Genomic DNA, 17,772 nt, shown 5'->3' with positions numbered 1-17,772 from the left:
CGCGAGCTGCGAATCATCACTTCAGAGGTGGGTTCCGGAAGTCGCACCGAAGTCCCGCGGCCGGCCCCCGAACCGTAACATCACACCCCACCCGCCGGCCTCCGGTAATCGCCCCGGAAAGGCCCGGCCACGGAGGATCGCGGGCTCTTCCCGGGGCGATGGCGAGCCGGTCAGGGACGATAGGTGCCGAAGTACCACTCGTTGCCGTCGGGGTCCCGGGCCGCGTAGTCGCGGGAGCCGTAGTCCTGGTCGCTGAGCGGGCGGAAGATCTCGGCGCCGGCGGCCTTCGCGCGGTCGTGGTGGGCGTCGGGATCGTCCACGGCGACATAGACCGCCGTCGCGGCGGTCTCGGCGGCGCCCAGCATGACCAGGCCGGTGTCGAAGCGCATCTCGGCGTGGACGATCTTCCCCGTGTCGTCCTTGTGGGCCGCGATCTCGGTGAAGCCGAACGCCTTCTCCAGCCACGCCATCGTCCGCGCCGGGTCGGCGGATCTGATCAGCGGGTAGAAGGTCCTGCGGATCTCGCTCGTCATGTCGTCCTCCTTCGGGTCTGGCATGCCCAGTCTGCGCGGCGGGCCTCCCTTCGTCTTGGACGAATGTGACCTCAGCGGCGGGCGGCGTCGCGTTCGGCGGCGAGGCGGCGGGTCTCGGGCGAGACGGGTGCGCCGAGGATCGCGGCGACGACGTCGACGAGGTGGCTGGTGAACAGGCGGTCGTCGGTGCGGGGGCCGGAGCGGGCGCGGCGCGCCAGCTCGATCGACGCGTACAGGACGGCCGTGAAGCGGCGGTGCAGGCGTGCCGCGTCCTCCTCCATGAGGGGTTCGACGAGGGCGCGCCAGCGGCAGAGGCTGTCGGTCTTCGTCTGCGGGGAGGACCTCCCGGTCTCCCCGGCGACCGCGCCGGAGGGGTCGTCCAGCACGGCGACGGGGACGAGAGGGTTCGGGCGGTTCACCACGTCCGCCCAGATCTGGAGGTAGGCGCGGCCGGAGGGGTCGGCCAGGCGCGCCGCCGGCGGGCGGACGAGGGCGGCGGCCAGCGGCCGGACGCCCCGCTCGCCGTCCTCGTAGGCGTCGAGCAGGGCGTGCCGGCGGGCCTCCACGTCCGGGGCGTGCCGGGCGAAGATCGCGCGGAGGACCCCGGCGCGGTCCCCGAAGTGGTACTGGACGGCCGTGGCGTTGCGGGCGCCGGCCTCCTGGAGGATCTCCCGGAGGCTCACGGCGTCCACGCCGCGCGCGGCGTAGAGGGCCTCGGCGGCGTCCAGCAGGCGTTCGCGGGTGTCACTCATTGCCGATCGCGTGCTCCAGGGCCTCGGCGAAGCGCTCGCGGGCGGCGTCCCGGCGGGTGGGCAGGTGGCCGGACGGCCACAGGCCCTCGACCGGCTCGACGTCACGCAGCAGCTGCCGGGCCAGCGTGATCTTGTGGACCTCGGTGGGGCCGTCGGCGATGCCGAGCGCCTCGGCCGCGAGCAGCATGCCCGCGAACGGCATCTCGTTCGACACGCCGAGGGCGCCGTGCAGGTGCATCGCGCGCTGCACGACGTCGTGGTAGACCTTCGGCATCGCGGCCTTGACCGCGGCGATGTCCTTGCGGACCTTCTTGTAGTCGCCGTGCTTGTCGATCAGCCAGGCGGTGCGCAGGACGAGGAGCCGGAACTGCTCGATCTCGATCCAGCTGTCGGCGATCTTCTCCCGGGTCATCTGCATCTTGGCGAGCGGACCGAACCGCGTCTGCCGGGAGACGGCCCGTTCCAGCATCATGTCGAACGCCTTGCGGACCTGCGCGATCGTCCGCATCGCGTGGTGGATGCGGCCGCCGCCGAGCCGCGTCTGCGCGATGACGAACGCGCCGCCCTCGTCGCCGAGGAGGTTCTCGGCGGGGACGCGGACGTCCTCGTACCGCAGGTAGCCGTGCGAACCCTCGCGCTGGCCGCCGACACCCACGTTCCGGACGGTGGTCAGCCCGGGCGCGTCGGCCGGCACGATGAACATCGACATACCCTCATATGCGGACACATCGGGATTCGTCACGACCATCACGATCAGGAATGTCGCATGGCGGGCGTTCGAGGAGAACCATTTCTCGCCGTTGATGACCCATCCGTCCCCGTCCCGGACGGCCCGGGTGGTGAACAGCGTCGGGTCCGCTCCCCCGTGCGGCTCGGTCATCGAGTACGACGAGGAGATCTCGCCGTCCAGCAGGGGCCGCAGGTAGCGCTCCTTCTGCGCGGGCGTGCCGAAATGGGCGATGATCTCCGCGTTGCCGGAGTCGGGCGCCTGGCAGCCGAACACCGACGGCGCCCACCTGGAGCGTCCGAGGATCTCGTTCAGCAAAGCCAGCTTCACCTGGCCGTATCCCTGGCCGCCGAGGCCCTGGCCCAGATGGCACGCCCACAGCCCCTTCTCGCGCACCCGGTCCTGGAGAGGCCGCACGAGTTGCTTGTAGCGGGGGTCGCTCTTGTCGTACGGATCGCCGAGCACCAGGTCGAGGGGCTCGACCTCGTCCCGGACGAAGGCGTCCGCCCAGTCGAGAAGTTCCTGATAGCCGGGGTCGGTCTCGAAGTCCCAAGCCATGGCGAGCCTCCTGACGTCGTTTCCCCGATGATCGGCTCACCTCAGCGAGTAATGCAAGTGCATGACTGTTACTCTCCGGTTGACCTTGCGCCGGAAAGGGACCCGCCGTGCAGCCTGAGCAGATCGACCGCGCCCTCGTGGACTTCGACGTCCTGAAGGGGTGGATGGACGGCCGGGGCCTGCCGGGCGGCCCGTTCGAGGACCTCCGGCCGCTCGCGGGCGGCACGCAGAACACGCTGATCCGGTTCCGCCGCGGCGGCCGCGACTACGTGCTGCGGCGCGGGCCGGCCCACCTGCGGGCGAGGACGAACGACGTCCTGCGCCGCGAGGCCCGCGTGCTGGCGGCGCTCGACGGCACCGACGTCCCCGCGCCGCGCCTCATCGCGGCCTGCCCGGACGAGTCCGTGATGGGCGGAGCGGTCTTCTACCTGATGACGCCGGTCGAGGGCTTCAACGCCTCGGTGACGCTCCCCGAGCTGCACGCAAACGACGCATCGGTCCGGCGCGGAATGGGGCTGAACGCGGCACGCGCGCTGTCGGCGCTGGGCGCGGTCGACCACGAGGCCGTCGGCCTCGGCGGCTTCGGCAAGCCCGAGGGTTTCCTGGAGCGGCAGGTGGGCCGCTGGATGTCCGAGCTGGACTCCTACGGCGCCCTCGACGGCTATCCGGGTCCCGACATCCCCGGCCTGGACGACGTCGCCCGCTGGCTGGAGGAGCGCCGTCCGAAGCTGTGGCGGCCGGGCATCCTGCACGGCGACTACCACCTGGCCAACCTGATGTACTCCTTCGACGGCCCCGAGGTCGCCGCGATCGTCGACTGGGAGATGTGCACGATCGGCGACCCGCTGCTGGACCTCGGCTGGCTGCTCGCCACCTGGCCGGACCGCGACGACCAGAGCGCGGCGCTGGCCGGACCGCTGGGCGAGGCGGGCGGCCTGCCGGCCGCGGACGAACTGGTCGCGACCTACGCCGAACGCGCGGACGCCGTCGCCGGGCGCGACCTGGCGTCCATCACCTGGTACGCGGTGCTCGCCTGCTTCAAATTGGGGATCGTCCTCGAGGGCACGCACGCACGGGCCTTCGCGGGCAAGGCCCCGAGGGAGACCGGCGACCTGCTGCACTCGATCACTCTCGGCCTGTTCCAGCGCGCCCAGGCGTTCATCGGCTCATGACAAAGATCCGCCGTGGCGGCCCCGCCGACGCGCGGCTCTTGCTCGCCATGGCTGGACGGCGCGGTGTCGTGGCTCACGGCGAACGGCCGGACGGGGCGGCGGAGCGGGGCAGCGGGGCAGCGGGGCAGCGGGGCAGCGGGGCAGCGGGGCAGCGGGGCAGCGGGGCAGCGGGGCAGCGGGGCAGCGAACCGTGGTCGCAGGATCCGCGCCTGTCACAGCAGGTGAAGCCCGCCGCAGTTGAAAATCCGGGCGGCGCGGCGCAGCCTGGAGAGTGACCGGTGCGAACGGGGCAGTCGGTGACGCCCTTTCGCCGCACGGACGGCGACCGAGCCGCTCGCCCCGTTCCGCCGGTCGACGAGGCGGCTCACGGCCGGAGCGTTGAAAATGAGGATTCCCCGGTTATCTCGCGATACCGGGGAATCCCCGTTTTCCATGCACCGGCAGCCCTGTGCCGGGTCTGTGCGAGGCGCTGGCCGGCGCCCGTGAGCGGGTTCACATTTCTTTTGTGAGCCATTTCACTGGGGCACCGGCGTGCGGCCTCATGTCATTTGGTCAGGAGCCGAAAGGCCGGGGCTCGCCCTTCTTCCCGGCGCCCTTGCCCCAGGAGAGGACCTCCCACTTGACGCCGTTCAGATGGCCTTCACCCGTGCCGGCGTTGTACTTGCTCTTCGGCTTCTCGCCGTCCAGCAGGTAGCGGAAGGTGTAGGTGTCGAGGTCGAGCATCACGCCCCGGTGGGAGGGCTCGCCCGGTCCGCGGTCGCCGACGAAGCCGGTGACACTGCGGCCCTTGTAGGTGACCTTGACCTTGGTGTGCATGGGCCAGCTAGGGCTGGCGAACAGCCCCTTCTGCATCGGCTTGCCGCCGGCCGGGGCGCCGGTGTCGCCGTTGATGCCGGACCCGTCGTCCCAGAAGTAGGACGCCTTGGTCTTACCGCTGAGCAGCGCCTTGGGGGCCTTCTTCTCGCTCTGGGCGTCCTTCTTGGAGTCGGCCTTCGACTCGGCCTTGCGACCGGTCTCGGAGTCGGACTTGGACTCGCTCTTCTCCTCGCCGCCGGTGACGGGCTTCGGAGAGGTCTTGTGCTCCTGCGAGGCCACGGCCTGCTGCGACAGGAACTGCTTGTCCGGAGCGGAGTCATCACTGGCCGCGGCCACGCCGGCCACCAGCATGCCCGCAAGGGCGGTTCCGGTGACACCGGTCAGGATGACGTTGATCGCTCGCTGCTGCATGGATTTCCTTCGTTCGGGGTACAGGGCTGCCGCTCCGCGCCGGTGGCGATGCGCCGTTTCCGGGCAGGGGAGAGCGGCTCCGAGACTCGGGACTCGGGAGATGCCGCCGCGGGGAAGGACCCGCTTGGAACGGTCCACGGGCATGGCGGACCGCGCCCGCGCCGATTCGTGCACGACCGTTCTCGGACGTGCGTGTATACGCGGGCTTTGATGAAGCGGAAGAAGCGCCGACCGGGGGCTCACGGGCCCGTCACGGTGCGCGCGGCCGGTGCATGGTACGGCCGCGGCTCGGCGCGGGATCCCGCCTGGCGGGCGGGAGGCGACGGCTATGCGGTTGGCAGGGTCAACGGTTCTTTGACCCGAACCTGCGGTTGACTATATACGGCAATACCGTACTTTCGCCAAGCCACGGTTTTCTTTACCTTTGCCCAGGTAGATCTTTTTCTCCGAGATCCGACCGGAACGCCTTTCCCATCGGGCCTCCGGGCGGTCCGCCCGAAAGAAAACGATCTTTATGTTCTCCCGAGCGCAGCCGGCCGGAGAGCGCCGGAGACGTCCGGATCGGGCAAAGAGCCGGGATCGCTGCACCGGTGACGGTCACAGCATCACCACGACACAGTAAAGAACGCGAGGACCTCGACGGGCATTCCAGACATCGCCCGAGGGGAGGTAAAGCCTCGGCGGGGCCCCTGCCGAGCCCCGGCAGGCGGCTTGGGCCGGGCGTCCGCTGAGCCCGCACGGCTCAGGAGATCGGGGACGCCGGACCGTGGGCCGGGCTGGGCCCCGGCCAAGACGAGGACACTGCACGGTGCCCGTATCGTGGGTGCCGCTCGGCTGGATCAGTACGTCGGGTAGACCGTCGGCACGAGCGGCGTCGGTCCGGTACCGCCGGTGAAGATCGGGGCGCCCGGCTGCGGCGGCACGAACGGTGCCTCGGTGTAGCCGGGTTCCGGGTAGACGGGCTCCGGATAGGCGGGCTCCGGATAGGCGGGCTGCGCGTAGCCCGGCCCCGGATAGGCGGGCTGCGCGTAGCCGGGATCCGGATAGGCGGGACCGGGGTAGGCGGGCTCACCGTACGGGCTCACGGCCGCCACGGGGGGTCCCTGCGCCGCCGGGCCGCCCTGGGCCGTGGGCGCCGGGCCGTGCGAACCGTCGGCCCGGCGGGGCTCGGCTCCGGGAGCACCGCCCTGTCCCGCACGACGCTCGGCCAGCACGGCCATGAGCGCGTGGGCGGTCTCGGCGTCCATCTTCAGCAGGACGCTCGGCATCCCGGACTGGTCGACGAACGGGGAGACCGAAGGGGCGGCCGGCAGCTGCGGAAGTGTCGCCCACATCTCCTCGCGGAGATCCTGGGCCAGCCGCAGCGCCTGTCGGTCACTGTCGCTCAAGTGTGCGTTCATCGCGATCTCCGGGGAGTTCACGTGCGGGGGGTCCGGGATCATCCTGCTAGGGATGGCGTGCAGGTGCAAGAGCTGATGCACGTGCATTTCAAGAAAATCACCCCGTAACCGGCACGCCCGTCGATCGTTCCAGGGTCACTCCATCCCCCGCTTGCCGGGCGTCCAGAACGGCTTGACCAGCACGGATGCGCGAGGCCAGCCGCGGTCGCGGACGAGGTGCGCACGGACCGCCTGTACGGTGCGTTCCTCTCCGGCCACGTAGGCGATTCCCGGCTCGGACGGCAGCTCCAAGTCGCGGACGGCGCAAGATATATCTCTAGTTGCGCGCGGGTCCAGGGGCGATCGGCCCGGAAGAGCGACGGGGACTCCGCCCCCGCCCGATTACCGGCATGCTGGACGCATGGTCGAAACCCTGAGCGTCCAGGCCCTGAACCGGGCCACGCTGGCACGGCAACTGCTGCTCCGCCGGGAGGGGATCCCGGTCACCGAGGCGGTGAGCCGCCTGTGCGGCATGCAGGCCCAGGAGCCCAAACCGCCGTTCCTCGGGCTGTGGGCACGGCTGGACGGCTTCCAGGCGTCCGACCTGCACGCGGCACTGCAGGACCGGTCGCTCGTCCGCGCCACGATGATGCGGGCAACACTGCATCTGATGACCGGCGCCGACTACACGGCCTTTCGCACGGCCATGCAGCCGATGCTGGACGGCGCCTTGCGCGTCCTGGGCGACCGCGCCAAGGGGTTGGACTTGCAGAAGGTCGTCCCGGCCGCACGCGCGCTCCTTGACGAAGGCCCCAGGACGTTCAACGAGGTGCGCGCGCTGCTCCAGGAACGGTTCCCGGAGGTCAACGACCGTGCCCTCGGCTACGCCGTCCGGCTGTGCGTGCCCTTGGTGATGCTTCCCACGCAGGACAGGTGGGGGTTCCCTCGTGCGGCGCAGTTCACCCTGGCCGGAGGCTGGCTGGGGAGCGAGCCCTCGGCCGGGGCCGCGGTCGAAGAACTGATGCTGCGGTACTTGGCGGCCTATGGGCCGGCGTCTGCCGCCGACGCTCAGACGTGGTCCGGACTGGCGGCCACCGGGGAGGCCCTGGAGCGCCTGCGGCCGTCCCTTCGGGTCTTCGCCGACGACAGGGGGCGGGAGCTGTTCGATCTTCCCGACGCACCGCGCCCTGGGGAGGACGTTCCGGCACCGGCGCGCTTCCTGCCCGAGTTCGACAGCCTCGTCCTGGCGCACGCCGACCGCAGGCGCGTCATCGCCGACGCCCACCGGCCCTCGCTGACGACCAAGAACCTGCGCGTCCGCGCCGTCTTCCTCTGGGACGGCCTCGCCCGCGGCATCTGGGACACCGAGTACAAGCGCAAGGTCGCGACCTTGCGGATGCGTCCTTTCGAACCGCTCCCCCAGACGGCCGTCGACGAGCTGACCGTCGAAGGGGAGGCGCTCCTACGCTTCCTGGAACCCGACGCCAAGCAGACCGTCGTCACCGTGGAGACCTAGGCGGCCGCGCGGGCCGTGGAGGCCGAGCAATCGTGCAGGCTAGGCGATCGTGCGGCCGAGCCCCTCCCAGTAGGGGGCCCGGAGGTCCTTCTTGAGGATCTTGCCACTGGGGTTGCGTGGCAGCGCGTCCACGAAGTCGACCGAGCGGGGGCGCTTGAAACCCGCCAGCCGCCCGCGCGCGTGCGCGAGGACCTCGTCCTCGGTCAGCTCGGCGCCCGGCGCGCGCACCACGACGGCCTTGACCGTCTCGCCCCAGCGCTCGTCCGGGACGCCGATGACCGCCACGTCCGCGACGGCGGGATGGGCGGCGAGGACCTCCTCGACCTCGATGGGGTACACGTTCTCCGCGCCGGTGACGATCATGTCCTTGATCCGGTCGGTGAGGAAGAGGTAGCCCTCGCCGTCGACATAGCCGGCGTCGCCCGTGCGGAGCCAGCCGTCCCCGACGAGGAGGCGGGCCGTCTCCTCCGGCCGGTTCCAGTAGCCGGGCGTGTTCTGCGTGGAACGAGTCAGCACCTCGCCGACCTCGCCGGGGGCGCGCTCGGTGTCCCCGCCCGGTTCGACGATCTTCACCTCGACCCAGTCGTAGGGGCGGCCGGCCGAGCGCATCAGATGGCCGCGCGGGCCCCCGGGGTCGTGGTCCTCGGGTTCGAGCTGGACGATCGCGCCGGTGGTCTCCGTCATCCCGTAGAGCTGGAAGAGCGGCGCCTTGAACGTGTCGAGGGCGCGGCGCAGCACCTCCGAGGTGATCGGGGACGCGCCGTAGGTGATCGCGCGCAGCGCCGAGTAGTCGCGTCCGGCGGCGCCCGGCACCTGGCACATGAACTGCAGGACGGCCGGGACGATGAACGCGTTCGTGATCCGCTCGCGCTCGAACGTGTCGACGAGCGCGGCCGGGTCGATGTCGCGGACGAGTACCTGCCGGCAGCCCGCGTACATCCCGGACAGCGCCCAGCCGGTGCCGCCGATGTGGAACAGCGGCATCGGGACGAGGCTCACCGCCGTGCCGTCCAGCCGCCAGCGGCGGGCCATCCGCTCCCCCACCTCGAAGTTGGCGTTGCTGAGCTGGACGCCCTTCGGCACCCCGGTCGTGCCGGAGGTGTAGAGCTGCACGACGACGTCGTCCGGCTCCCCCACGAAGCCGGGGTCGTCGGCGGGATGCGCGGCCAGCCACGTCTCGTGCTCTTCGCCGGTCACGACGACGCGGCCGGGAAGCCCGTCCGCGAGGTCGGCGAACTCGGCGTCCAGCACGGTCACCGGCGCGCCCGCGTCCGCGACTATCGCGGCGATCTCGGCGGGGGTCAGCCGCCAGTTCACCGGGGCGGTCACGGCGCCGATCTTCGCGGCGCCGAACAGCAGGTCGAAGAACTCGGGCGCGTTCTTGCCGACGTAGGCGACCCGCGCGCCGGGGCCGAGCCCGTCCGCCTTCAGGGCCTGCGCCACCCGGCTGGAGCGCTCGTCGAGTTCGGCGTAGCTCACGGTCCGCCCGTCGCCGGAGACGGCGGGCGCCGACCCCCGGTCGCGGGCGTGGTCACGGACGATGGACACGACCCGGTACTCCAACTCCGGCCCCTTCCGAATCTCATTCGGTTGCGTGCGGCCGACTCTATCGATCCCGGCACGGCCTGCGGAAGCACCGGCCCGCCGCCGCTTGCGGACATGGCGTTGGGGGGGCGTGGACGGCTTCCAATGGTGATCAATCCGATACCGGAACTGGTTGAAAGATCCACCAAATGCGCGCAAGCTGTGGCCGACGTTTGGAATGCCCCGCCCGTTCCTCCCGACCGCCGACAGGACACGACTCATGTTCGAGATCTGGGAGACCAGCGACCCCGCGCGGCTCATCAGCGACGCGGGAAGTCTGAAGGTGGCACTGGAGAAGGTCGACACGATGTGCCGGCTCCGGCACGACCAGGCCGTGGCCCACGTCGGGAACACCGGCGAGGGCTACCACTTCGAGATCAGGGACGACGACGGCAAGGCCCTCGCGCGGCTCAGCTACGTCCCCGACACGTCCCGCGCGTACCAGAGCGTCGTGGTGGACGAGATGCGGGGCGACAAGCACGGCGGCGCCTGACCCGCTCGTCCAGCGAGGCCCGGACAGGACGGCCGGGGCCTTCGCGTGTCACTCGCAAAACTCCCTCCACGGCGCATCGGATGGCAGGATGCTGCGTGGCCTGTGATGCCGGCGGCGGGAGTGGCGGTGCGGAAGTCGTGGCGGCGCGAGCCCGGCTCGCCGGAGGCAGCCGAGGCCGCGGACACGCTGGCGGCCGAGGCCGTGAGGTCGCTGTCCCAGGGCGACGACGTGACGTTCCGCCGTCTCGCGGCCTCCCTCGCGGACCGTCCCGGCACGCCGCACTGGGCGCTCACCGCCGGCCGGTGCCTGACCGCGCGGCTGCGGCGCGGAGTCACCGCGGCCTGGAACCGGGGCTGGCAGCCTGTCGACCTGGTCCGTTTCACGTCCCGCCTGCGCACCTCCCGGCACGCCCGCCTGGCGACCGACGCGATCGCCGACGAGATGCGCGCCTACTCCCCCGCCACCGTGGGCGAGCAGTGGCACGAGCAGCTCACATCCATCGAAGCCGCCGTCTGGTGGACGGACGACGACTCGCACCCGACCGAGTGGTGCCACCGCGAAAACGTCGACCGTGCCGTCTACATCACGACGGCACTCGAACTAGCCCACCTCCTGGAAACCCTCCCGAAACTCCCGCCTCTGACCGCACCGCCTGGCAGCGGCCCCTCCGACCGGGACTCGTTCACGACGCACTCGGCTGGAACGGGCTCCAGTTGGGGCGGCGCGCCCGGAGGCGGGACGTCCGGCGCAGAGGTGTCGCGTGAGCGTGCACGTGGCGTGGATCAGCGGGTGCTGGGCAAGGTCCGGGCGCTGCTCGCCAAGGCGGAGTCGACCGAGTTCCCCGAGGAGGCGGAGGCGCTCAGCGCCCGCGCTCAGGAGTTGATGGCGCGGCACAGCATCGACCATGCGCTGCTGGCCGCGAAGACGGGCGGCATGGGAGGGCCCGCCGGCCGGCGCATCGCGGTGGACAGCCCGTACGACGCGCCGAAGGCGGTCCTGCTGACGGTGGTGGCCGATGCGAACCGCTGCCGGGCGATCTGGCACCGGGAGCTCGGGTTCTGCACCGTCCTGGGTTTTCCGACCGATCTGGCCGCGGTGGAGATGCTGTTCACGTCGCTGCTCGTCCAGGCGACGTCCGCCATCGTGCACGCGGGTCCGCGGCGCGACGCGCGGGGACGGTCACGAACGCGGTCGTTCCGTCACGCCTTCCTCAACGCCTACGCCTCCCGCATCGGGGAACGGCTGTGCGAGGCCGCGGGCGCTGCGGCGGACAGTGCGGTCGCGGACGCCGGCGGGAAGGATCTTCTTCCCGTTCTGGCGGCGCGCGACCGGGCCGTCGAGCAGGCCGTCGACACGATGTTCCCGGACCTCGCCAAGGGACGGGCGGGTTCGGTCTCCAACTATGAGGGCTGGGTGGCCGGGCGGGCGGCCGCCGACCTCGCCAGCCTGAACGGGCGCTCCGAGATCACCGGGGCGTTCCGCCGCTCGTAGCGCACGGGGTCCCCCCGGGGGGCGAGGGGGACGTCCGGACATGTGCTCGCTTCTTCCTTTCTCGCGTGGTCGCGGGAGCGGGTCAGCCCTTCTTGCGCCGGGTGTTGCCGCCCCGGCCGCGCAGCGGCACGCCCGCTTCCTTCAGGACGTTGTAGATGAACCCGTAGGACCGGCCGGTCTCAGCGGCCAGGTCGCGGATGCTCTCGCCGGACGCGTAGCGCGGAGCGAGTTCGGCGGCGAGCTGTGTGCGTTCGGCACCGGTGACCCGGGTGCCCCTCGAAAGTGTTCGAGCCACGGGGACCTCCTGTTCCAAGGCTGGGCGGCGGGGTCAGTCCCCGCAGCTCACAGCAGTGTTGATCTCCCCAACGTACACATTCCCCCTGATTACGCCGTCGATGCCGCGCGAATCACCGCGAATTCGGCCGAAGCTGGTCTTTTCCGTGGTGAACGGCGTGTCGGATCTAGACAGACGGGCCCTCAACTGCCGACGACCGTCCGTTCCGCACGAGCATCGTCCGCAGCGGCCCCCGGACCGGAACCCGATCCGGCCTCCCGCCGACGCCTCAGCCGCGTGTTCCGAGCCGGAGGGCCTCACTCCGGGCCCAGTACGCCGTGGACCGCCGTCCGGCGAAGGTGAACGCCGACCCGGCCGACCCGCCTTCGGTTCGACGACCGCCGCCGAGATCGCGCACCGTCATGAGTACGCACGGCCGAGCCGACTTCCCGCACGCCCTCACGCGAACGCTCCGGCCGGCGGCCCCGGGCGCCGCCGACTTTTCCCCAGAATCTCGTTCTACTGCTTCGGGCCGGGGCGGCCGCGCATGCTGGCCGTGTCCCGTCCCGGAAGGAGCGATCCGATGGCCACGATCACGTTCTCGGTCCCGGCGACCACGACCTCGCGGTTCGCCGTCGCCGCAGACCGCATCCCGCACGACCTCGCCGGCGTTCTTCGCCGGGCCGCGTCCGGCCCCTATGCCCCCCACATCGCCGGACGTCTCGGCTCGTCCCAGCTGCAGATCACCCGAGAGGACGTCGCGACCCTGCGCTGGGATCCGGGCGCCGTCCGCGCGGCCGGCCCCGGAGACCGGCAGGCGGCACTCGCCTTCAACGGCGCCACGGAGTTCGCCGTCGTCACCACCCTGGGGCCGATCACCGACCAGCCCCGCGGCGTCCAGGTCGCCCGCGCCGCCGCGTACGCCATCGCCAAGTCCACCGGCGGCATCGCCGCCGACCTCGTCACCGGTCACGTCCTGGCGCCGTCCACCGCCGAGCGGACCCGCTTCGTCCTCGCCGACCGCTGGCTCGGCGACGTCCTGCCGCCGTTCCGCGCGAACGGCCGCTGCACGGCCCCCGACCCCGACCTGGCCCCGGAGGGCCTCAACGGCTGCGCCTGCGTCCGCCTGCGCACCCGCGGTCTGCGCCGCTTCGGCCTTCCCGAACTCCAGATCACCGACGTCGCCTGCCCGCACGACCTGGCCGCCCTGAACGTCCTGCGGGCCGCGGCCCGCCGTCTCCTGACCGACCACTGGTCCTGGCTCGCCACCGGTCCGGCCGAGGGCACCCGCACGATCCCCGCCGCACTCGACCTCACCCAGCGGGACTTCAACGACTTCTGGGGGTCGACACGCCGCGTCCGCCTCACCCCGCCGGCCCCCTTCCAGCTCACCCTCTCGCCGCTGACGACGCGCCTCCTCACCGTCAGCCCGCCCGCCGAATTCGACGGCACGGTCAACGACTGGCTCTCGGGCGACACGCTCCCCCTGGGCATGTACGACGTCCTGAAGGCCGCCGCCGACCCCTCACGCGCCGCCTAACCGAACCTCCGGCATTGCCCTCCGCACCCCTCCGCCCCCCCACCTGCCCAGCAACGGCTCACCTCCGCGCAAAGGGTCTGTAGGGCCTTGCGGGTAACCGAGGGCTGACACCCGCCGGGGTCCGGCAAGCCCTGTTGATCTCGACCGGGGACCGCGCTCTACGCCGGTCATCCAAGTCGGTGTCACTAGGACGCCCGGAGACCGCGATCAACGCCACCGATCCGACAAGTCGGTGTAGCTCCTGATCGAGGAGTTACATCCTGACGACGGCCGGAGTGAACACGGCGGCCGTGGTGGCCGAGTCAGGTAAGAAGCCCAGCCGGCGGAGGCGGTAGTCGGCGGGCACTGGTTTCGCGGTCAGGGACGGCGAGGGGATGAGCGGCGTTTGGGCGGGGGCTTCTTGGCCTCCCTCTGCTGCGCCAGGGCGGCGAGGAGACGGTCCCGGGCCTCGGTTCGGGAGAGCGCCGGGACGCGGTCGGGGAGGGCGGAGGCCAGCGCGGGAGGGGCATCGACCAGACCGTCGTCGTCGATCATGGCCTGGTCGCCCGTCCACGGCCCGAGAAGGACGGCCGAGGCGCCGCCCGGATGCCGGGCGAGGAGTGCCTGGAGCCGGTGGGCCTCCTGGGCGCAGTCGGCCACCAGGAGGAGTCGGCGTGCCTGCGTCACCCCGGTGTCCTTGCGGATGGCGAGTTCCGTCTCGAGGTAGGCGAGCGCCACGTCGAGGTTGCCGGGGATGAAGAGCCCGTCCGTGCTGTCGTCGAGGAGTTCGTCCTCGGCCAGCCCGAACAGGCTGGTGGCGTCGGGACGCGGGATCACCAGCAGGGATTCGTCGCCGTGCGCCTCAAGGGCGGTCAGGGCGAGCACACGTGCCGTGGAAATCGCCCCGGGGCCGCACAGGCCCGCGACCGGCGCGGCGAAGGGGTCGAGGACGGGGCGGTAGCCGAAGCCGACCGGCGCCGACGCCTCCGCCTCCGCCTCGGGCACGGGGAGGACGGGCAGGCCGGCGGTGGCGGCGGCGCAGAGCCGGTGCCGGAAGGGGTAACAGATCGCCGCCGCGGCGGGAATGAGCAGACTCAGCAACAGGACGGGCTGCAGCGAGGAGGAACGTGACTCCGCCTCCTCCGCCCGCTCCGGTATGCGAGTCGGCGCCGCAGAGGACGGTGCGGGACGAGGGGTGTTCTTCTTCCGGACGGGGGACGGCCGCTCGCCGCTCGGCGGATCCGGCAGGACGGTGCGGGCGCTCGGCCTCTGCGGTACGGGCGGGGACGGCCGGTGTCCCGTCTTGGGCTTCCAGGTGTGCCGGTGCGCCCGGCGGGGGACGTCCCGGCCGCGTCCCGACCTCCTGCGAGACCTCTCGTACATCGACCGCCATGCCTCCCTGCACTTGTGCGCGGTGTGCCGGTCACCGACGCTCACAGCGTGACGGCAGATCGGCGGCACGGATCTGCGCGACCCCGGCTCGGGCCGGGCGATGGCGTCCGAGGGCGCCGCCGCACCGATCGAGATGGCACCGGCCATGGCGGTACAGCCCAGCACGCCGCAGGTGCAGCGGAGCCAGTCGCCGAGCAGGGCGGCAAGCCTGGGATGTGCCAGAAAACGGTTCATCTTCGCCCCGGGGGATCGCGTCGGTCACCGTGAGAATGCCGATCGTAGTCAATTCGGCTACGGAGCGTTGAACATTGCTCACAGTCGCCTGCACGGTCCCCGCCGCCGACTCCGTCGGTGCGCTGGCCGGAATAGGCGGTATGTCGTAGATGGAGCCAAGGAAGACGATGTGGTGCACCGAGACGATAGCGGCACCGAACGGCAGTGGCCGCCTTCACGGTTCGCCTGCTGACACGCACCTTCCGCGAACGCGCACCGCAGGTTCACAGCCTCCGTTCACGCATGAACGCGCAGGCGGGGCGGGCCTCTTCCGTAGGCGGCGACGTGCCATGGGCAGGTGACCGCCCAGTGCCATAAGTCTCACTCGGCGTTATCAACACGCCGGGCGGACGGCACCCACTCACAGGCGGCAGATCGGTTCCGGTTATTTATGTTGGCCGGAATTGAATGACTACCCGGTCCTGCGGTCCAGCGGGCATGCTCCGAGTCGGGCGAAGCACCGGCGAGGCGGCGTGTGCGACAGGGCGGCGCGGACGATGCCGATCAGCACCGCGGCCGCGGCGCGAACCGCGAGGCCGGTGACGCCGCCCGGCTAGCCCGCGCCGGCCGCCCGGCCCAGCAGATGATCATGAGGGACTGGAACGCGGCTCCGGGCGACGCACGGGAGCGGGACCCAACCCAAAGGTCGAGCGCAACACGGGGCGCGACGCACAACACGGGCGCGACGCACAACACAGAGGGGCGAGCACGGGGGCAGGGCAAGCCAAGGCGGCGGGGCGAGCAAGGCGGCCGGGGCGAGCACGGGGGCGGCTCGTCGCCAGCCGGTCCGGCTCAGTGCCGGGGGTGCTCTTCCTTGCCCGGCGGAGACCGGGCATGGACGTTAGAAGGCGTTCTCCCCCATGACCATGGGTCTGCTTCTCATCGCTCTCTTCCAGGTCGGCCTGGCGCCTTCGGCCGTGTGACTCGCCTGATACCGGTTGACGAATGCATCGGCAGGCCGCTCTCAAGAGGCAGGGTGCTCCTGTCTTCGGATCTCGGCCCTGACGGTGCCGAGGCTTCGGAGTGCCCGGCTGAGGGGGCCGATGTCCGGTTGCTGGTCGGCGTCGCCGTCCAGGTAGGCCGAGCAGCGCAGGATCCAGGCGCGTATGACGTCCTCGACCGCGGCCTCGGACCTGCGCGTCCGCTCCAGGGCCAGGTGGCGCTTCTCCTCCGCGATCTCGCGGGCCAGGCGCTCGTCCCTTCTCAGCGCCTGGACGTCGGGAAGGGCGTAACGGCCGAGCCTGTCGGGCACGAGCTCGCGCTCACCGGCGATCCGGTCGAACATCCGGCGCGGGCATCCGAGGATGGTCGCCGCCCCGCCGGCGTCAACGGTGTCGGTGAGCGGGCCCTTCCTGGTGGAGACGACCATCCGCACGGCCTCGGGGTCGAGCCGGTCCAAGTCGCGCATGAGGTACACCGGGTGCCCGCGGAAGGTGCTGACGACGTTGAGGGCGCCTTGGGCGACCAGGACCTCGATGTCCCTTCGCTCCACGTCGAGGGTCACCCGGGCGGCCAGCCGGTCCGCCGCGCGAGCGGAGCCGATCGGCGGTTCGTCGCCGAATCTGGCGACGACCTCCTCGCCGGCCTCCCGGGCGTCCTCGGCCAGGTCGGCGGACCAGCGGTCGCCGTCGAGATCGGGGCCGGGGAGGATCCCGTGCTCCAGCCCCACGCGCAACTGCCAACGAGTGAGACCCAGGTGGTCGGCGAACTGGTGGGCACCGTACTCGGTGCGATTAATCTGCGCAGGCATTTCCGCGCCTTTCGTGCCGCGATCGTCATTGACGTGACACAGCCTCGCGGACGAGGAATCGCGAGAATGCTAGAACGCGATTCTGTGGATAATCCTGAAACAACCATCCGCTTTATCGGACAATTCAGGCGAATATCGGTTCTCCAGCGCGGGCACCCCATGCGAGGCTGGGGCCATGAACGCAATGCAGCGCCTGGGGGTCGGGCTTGCCGCGCTGGGACGCCCCGCTTACATCAACGTGGGCAGGGCCGATGAGCTACCGCACGGGCGGGGCGTAGAACAGATGCGCGAGGCGACATGGAACGTCCTGGACGCGGCCTATGCGGCCGGCATCCGATGGGTGGACACGGCACGTTCCTACGGAAGGGCGGAGGAGTTTCTCGGAAGCTGGCTCAGCGCGCGCAACCCCGAGGATGTGACCGTCTCCAGCAAGTGGGGCTACGCCTACGTCGGCGATTGGAAGACCGACGCCGCGGTGCACGAGGTCAAGGAGCACAGTCTTGGCCGCTTCCACACCCAGTACAGAGAGACCCGCGAGTCGCTTGATGGGCGTCTTTCCGTCTACCAGGTCCACTCGTTGACAGCCGAGAGCCCCCTGTTCCAAGACGTCCGTCTACAGGAGGCCCTGGCGGAACTGAACGCCGAGGGCGTGCAGGTTGGCTTCTCCACCTCGGGCCCCGGGCAAGCCGACACGATCCGCCGGGCGATGGCGCTGGACGTCTCCGGTCAGAGGCTGTTTCGTACCGTCCAATCAACGTGGAACATCCTGGAGACATCCGCCGAGGACGCTCTGCGAGAAGCACATGACGCAGGGCTGCACGTCCTGCTCAAGGAGGTTCTGGCCAACGGGAGGCTCGCCGTGCGGCCGCCAGCGGCCGTGCAGACCATCGCGTCCGAGAAAGAGGTGGGGCCGGACGGTCTGGCGCTGGCGGCGGCGCTCAGTCGGCCATGGGCCGACATCGTTCTCATCGGCGCGGTCAGTCCGACTCAACTGGAGTCGAACCTGACTTCGTCGAGGGTGTCCCTCGACGAAGGGGACCTGAGGGCGCTGGCGGAGCTCAATGTTCCGCCGGAGCGCTACTGGGACGAACGGAGTGCGCTGCCCTGGACATGAGGGCGCGCATTGCCGGAC

At 71.0% G+C, this 17,772-nt stretch carries 15 protein-coding genes and 1 pseudogene; 6 read left to right on the top strand and 10 right to left on the bottom strand.

Features of this window, described 5'->3' with window-relative positions:
- Nucleotides 1-170 precede the first annotated feature (170 nt).
- The 3 genes from SM418_RS33895 to SM418_RS33885 form a co-directional block, all read right to left on the bottom strand.
- Nucleotides 171-533 (bottom strand): VOC family protein, encoded by a 363-nt coding sequence (locus SM418_RS33895; protein ID WP_371945574.1) that lies wholly within the window; start codon nucleotides 531-533, stop codon nucleotides 171-173.
- A 71-nt stretch (nucleotides 534-604) separates the two neighbouring features.
- Nucleotides 605-1,285, bottom strand: a complete 681-nt coding sequence (locus tag SM418_RS33890) for a TetR/AcrR family transcriptional regulator (RefSeq protein ID WP_371945573.1) — start codon at nucleotides 1,283-1,285, stop codon at nucleotides 605-607.
- The gene (locus SM418_RS33885; protein WP_371945572.1) at nucleotides 1,278-2,570 is read right to left on the bottom strand and encodes an acyl-CoA dehydrogenase family protein; all 1,293 of its coding nucleotides are present in this window, start codon (nucleotides 2,568-2,570) and stop codon (nucleotides 1,278-1,280) included. Before SM418_RS33885 ends, SM418_RS33890 begins: the two co-directional genes overlap by 8 nt.
- 107 nt (nucleotides 2,571-2,677) lie before the next feature.
- Here SM418_RS33885 and SM418_RS33880 point away from each other — a divergent pair, with 107 nt between their 5' ends.
- Nucleotides 2,678-3,742 carry a phosphotransferase family protein gene (locus SM418_RS33880; RefSeq protein WP_371945571.1) on the top strand — a complete coding sequence of 355 codons (1,065 nt, stop codon included), beginning with the start codon at nucleotides 2,678-2,680 and terminating at the stop codon, nucleotides 3,740-3,742.
- Between the two features lie 552 nt (nucleotides 3,743-4,294).
- Here SM418_RS33880 and SM418_RS33875 read toward each other — a convergent pair.
- The 3 genes and pseudogenes from SM418_RS33875 to SM418_RS33865 all read right to left on the bottom strand — a co-directional run bounded on the left by SM418_RS33875 (nucleotide 4,295) and on the right by SM418_RS33865 (nucleotide 6,705).
- On the bottom strand, nucleotides 4,295-4,969 hold the full coding sequence (locus SM418_RS33875) for an RlpA-like double-psi beta-barrel domain-containing protein (protein WP_371945570.1): 675 nt from the start codon (nucleotides 4,967-4,969) through the stop codon (nucleotides 4,295-4,297).
- Nucleotides 4,970-5,566: 597 nt separating this feature from the next.
- Nucleotides 5,567-5,968 (bottom strand): annotated as a pseudogene (locus SM418_RS33870) (hypothetical protein); the annotation flags it as partial.
- 536 nt (nucleotides 5,969-6,504) lie between these two features.
- The gene (locus SM418_RS33865; protein ID WP_371945598.1) at nucleotides 6,505-6,705 is read right to left on the bottom strand and encodes an SIP domain-containing protein; all 201 of its coding nucleotides are present in this window, start codon (nucleotides 6,703-6,705) and stop codon (nucleotides 6,505-6,507) included.
- A 64-nt stretch (nucleotides 6,706-6,769) separates the two neighbouring features.
- Here SM418_RS33865 and SM418_RS33860 point away from each other — a divergent pair, with 64 nt between their 5' ends.
- Complete coding sequence (locus SM418_RS33860; RefSeq protein ID WP_371945569.1) at nucleotides 6,770-7,864, top strand: winged helix DNA-binding domain-containing protein; 1,095 nt, start codon at nucleotides 6,770-6,772, stop codon at nucleotides 7,862-7,864.
- A gap of 39 nt (nucleotides 7,865-7,903) precedes the next feature.
- Here SM418_RS33860 and SM418_RS33855 read toward each other — a convergent pair whose 3' ends face one another.
- The gene (locus SM418_RS33855) at nucleotides 7,904-9,412 is read right to left on the bottom strand and encodes a long-chain-fatty-acid--CoA ligase (RefSeq protein WP_371966134.1); all 1,509 of its coding nucleotides are present in this window, start codon (nucleotides 9,410-9,412) and stop codon (nucleotides 7,904-7,906) included.
- 256 nt (nucleotides 9,413-9,668) lie between these two features.
- Here SM418_RS33855 and SM418_RS33850 point away from each other — a divergent pair, with 256 nt between their 5' ends.
- Nucleotides 9,669-9,941 carry a hypothetical protein gene (locus tag SM418_RS33850; protein WP_371945567.1) on the top strand — a complete coding sequence of 91 codons (273 nt, stop codon included), beginning with the start codon at nucleotides 9,669-9,671 and terminating at the stop codon, nucleotides 9,939-9,941.
- A 126-nt stretch (nucleotides 9,942-10,067) separates the two neighbouring features.
- A complete protein-coding gene (locus tag SM418_RS33845; protein WP_371945566.1) occupies nucleotides 10,068-11,432 on the top strand; it encodes a DUF2786 domain-containing protein in 1,365 nt (454 codons plus the stop codon).
- Nucleotides 11,433-11,514: 82 nt separating this feature from the next.
- Here SM418_RS33845 and SM418_RS33840 read toward each other — a convergent pair whose 3' ends face one another.
- Nucleotides 11,515-11,727, bottom strand: a complete 213-nt coding sequence (locus SM418_RS33840) for a helix-turn-helix domain-containing protein (RefSeq protein WP_371945565.1) — start codon at nucleotides 11,725-11,727, stop codon at nucleotides 11,515-11,517.
- 562 nt (nucleotides 11,728-12,289) lie between these two features.
- Between SM418_RS33840 and SM418_RS33835 the strand changes: the two genes are divergently transcribed.
- The gene (locus SM418_RS33835) at nucleotides 12,290-13,246 is read left to right on the top strand and encodes a hypothetical protein (protein ID WP_371945564.1); all 957 of its coding nucleotides are present in this window, start codon (nucleotides 12,290-12,292) and stop codon (nucleotides 13,244-13,246) included.
- A gap of 357 nt (nucleotides 13,247-13,603) precedes the next feature.
- Here SM418_RS33835 and SM418_RS33830 read toward each other — a convergent pair whose 3' ends face one another.
- Complete coding sequence (locus SM418_RS33830) at nucleotides 13,604-14,851, bottom strand: hypothetical protein (RefSeq protein ID WP_371945563.1); 1,248 nt, start codon at nucleotides 14,849-14,851, stop codon at nucleotides 13,604-13,606.
- Nucleotides 14,852-15,854: 1,003 nt separating this feature from the next.
- Nucleotides 15,855-16,640, bottom strand: a complete 786-nt coding sequence (locus tag SM418_RS33825) for a hypothetical protein (protein WP_371945562.1) — start codon at nucleotides 16,638-16,640, stop codon at nucleotides 15,855-15,857.
- A gap of 175 nt (nucleotides 16,641-16,815) precedes the next feature.
- Between SM418_RS33825 and SM418_RS33820 the strand changes: the two genes are divergently transcribed.
- Nucleotides 16,816-17,754 carry an aldo/keto reductase gene (locus tag SM418_RS33820; RefSeq protein WP_371945561.1) on the top strand — a complete coding sequence of 313 codons (939 nt, stop codon included), beginning with the start codon at nucleotides 16,816-16,818 and terminating at the stop codon, nucleotides 17,752-17,754.
- Nucleotides 17,755-17,772: the final 18 nt, after the last annotated feature.

This window comes from Actinomadura chokoriensis (genome assembly GCF_041463665.1).
GTDB lineage: Bacteria > Actinomycetota > Actinomycetes > Streptosporangiales > Streptosporangiaceae > Spirillospora > Spirillospora chokoriensis_A.
Note: the sequence above shows the minus strand (reverse complement) of the source record. Positions and strands in the feature narration are given on the sequence as shown.

Excerpts from the sequence above, each read along its gene's own strand:
- SM418_RS33895 (WP_371945574.1), bottom strand. The coding sequence starts at position 533 with ATGACGAGCGAGATCCGCAGGACCTTCTACCCGCTGATCAGATCCGCC.
- SM418_RS33890 (WP_371945573.1), bottom strand. The coding sequence starts at position 1,285 with ATGAGTGACACCCGCGAACGCCTGCTGGACGCCGCCGAGGCCCTCTAC.
- SM418_RS33885 (WP_371945572.1), bottom strand. The coding sequence starts at position 2,570 with ATGGCTTGGGACTTCGAGACCGACCCCGGCTATCAGGAACTTCTCGAC.
- SM418_RS33875 (WP_371945570.1), bottom strand. The coding sequence starts at position 4,969 with ATGCAGCAGCGAGCGATCAACGTCATCCTGACCGGTGTCACCGGAACC.
- SM418_RS33860 (WP_371945569.1), top strand. The coding sequence starts at position 6,770 with ATGGTCGAAACCCTGAGCGTCCAGGCCCTGAACCGGGCCACGCTGGCA.
- SM418_RS33850 (WP_371945567.1), top strand. The coding sequence starts at position 9,669 with ATGTTCGAGATCTGGGAGACCAGCGACCCCGCGCGGCTCATCAGCGAC.
- SM418_RS33835 (WP_371945564.1), top strand. The coding sequence starts at position 12,290 with ATGGCCACGATCACGTTCTCGGTCCCGGCGACCACGACCTCGCGGTTC.
- SM418_RS33830 (WP_371945563.1), bottom strand. The coding sequence starts at position 14,851 with ATGAACCGTTTTCTGGCACATCCCAGGCTTGCCGCCCTGCTCGGCGAC.
- SM418_RS33825 (WP_371945562.1), bottom strand. The coding sequence starts at position 16,640 with ATGCCTGCGCAGATTAATCGCACCGAGTACGGTGCCCACCAGTTCGCC.
- SM418_RS33820 (WP_371945561.1), top strand. The coding sequence starts at position 16,816 with ATGAACGCAATGCAGCGCCTGGGGGTCGGGCTTGCCGCGCTGGGACGC.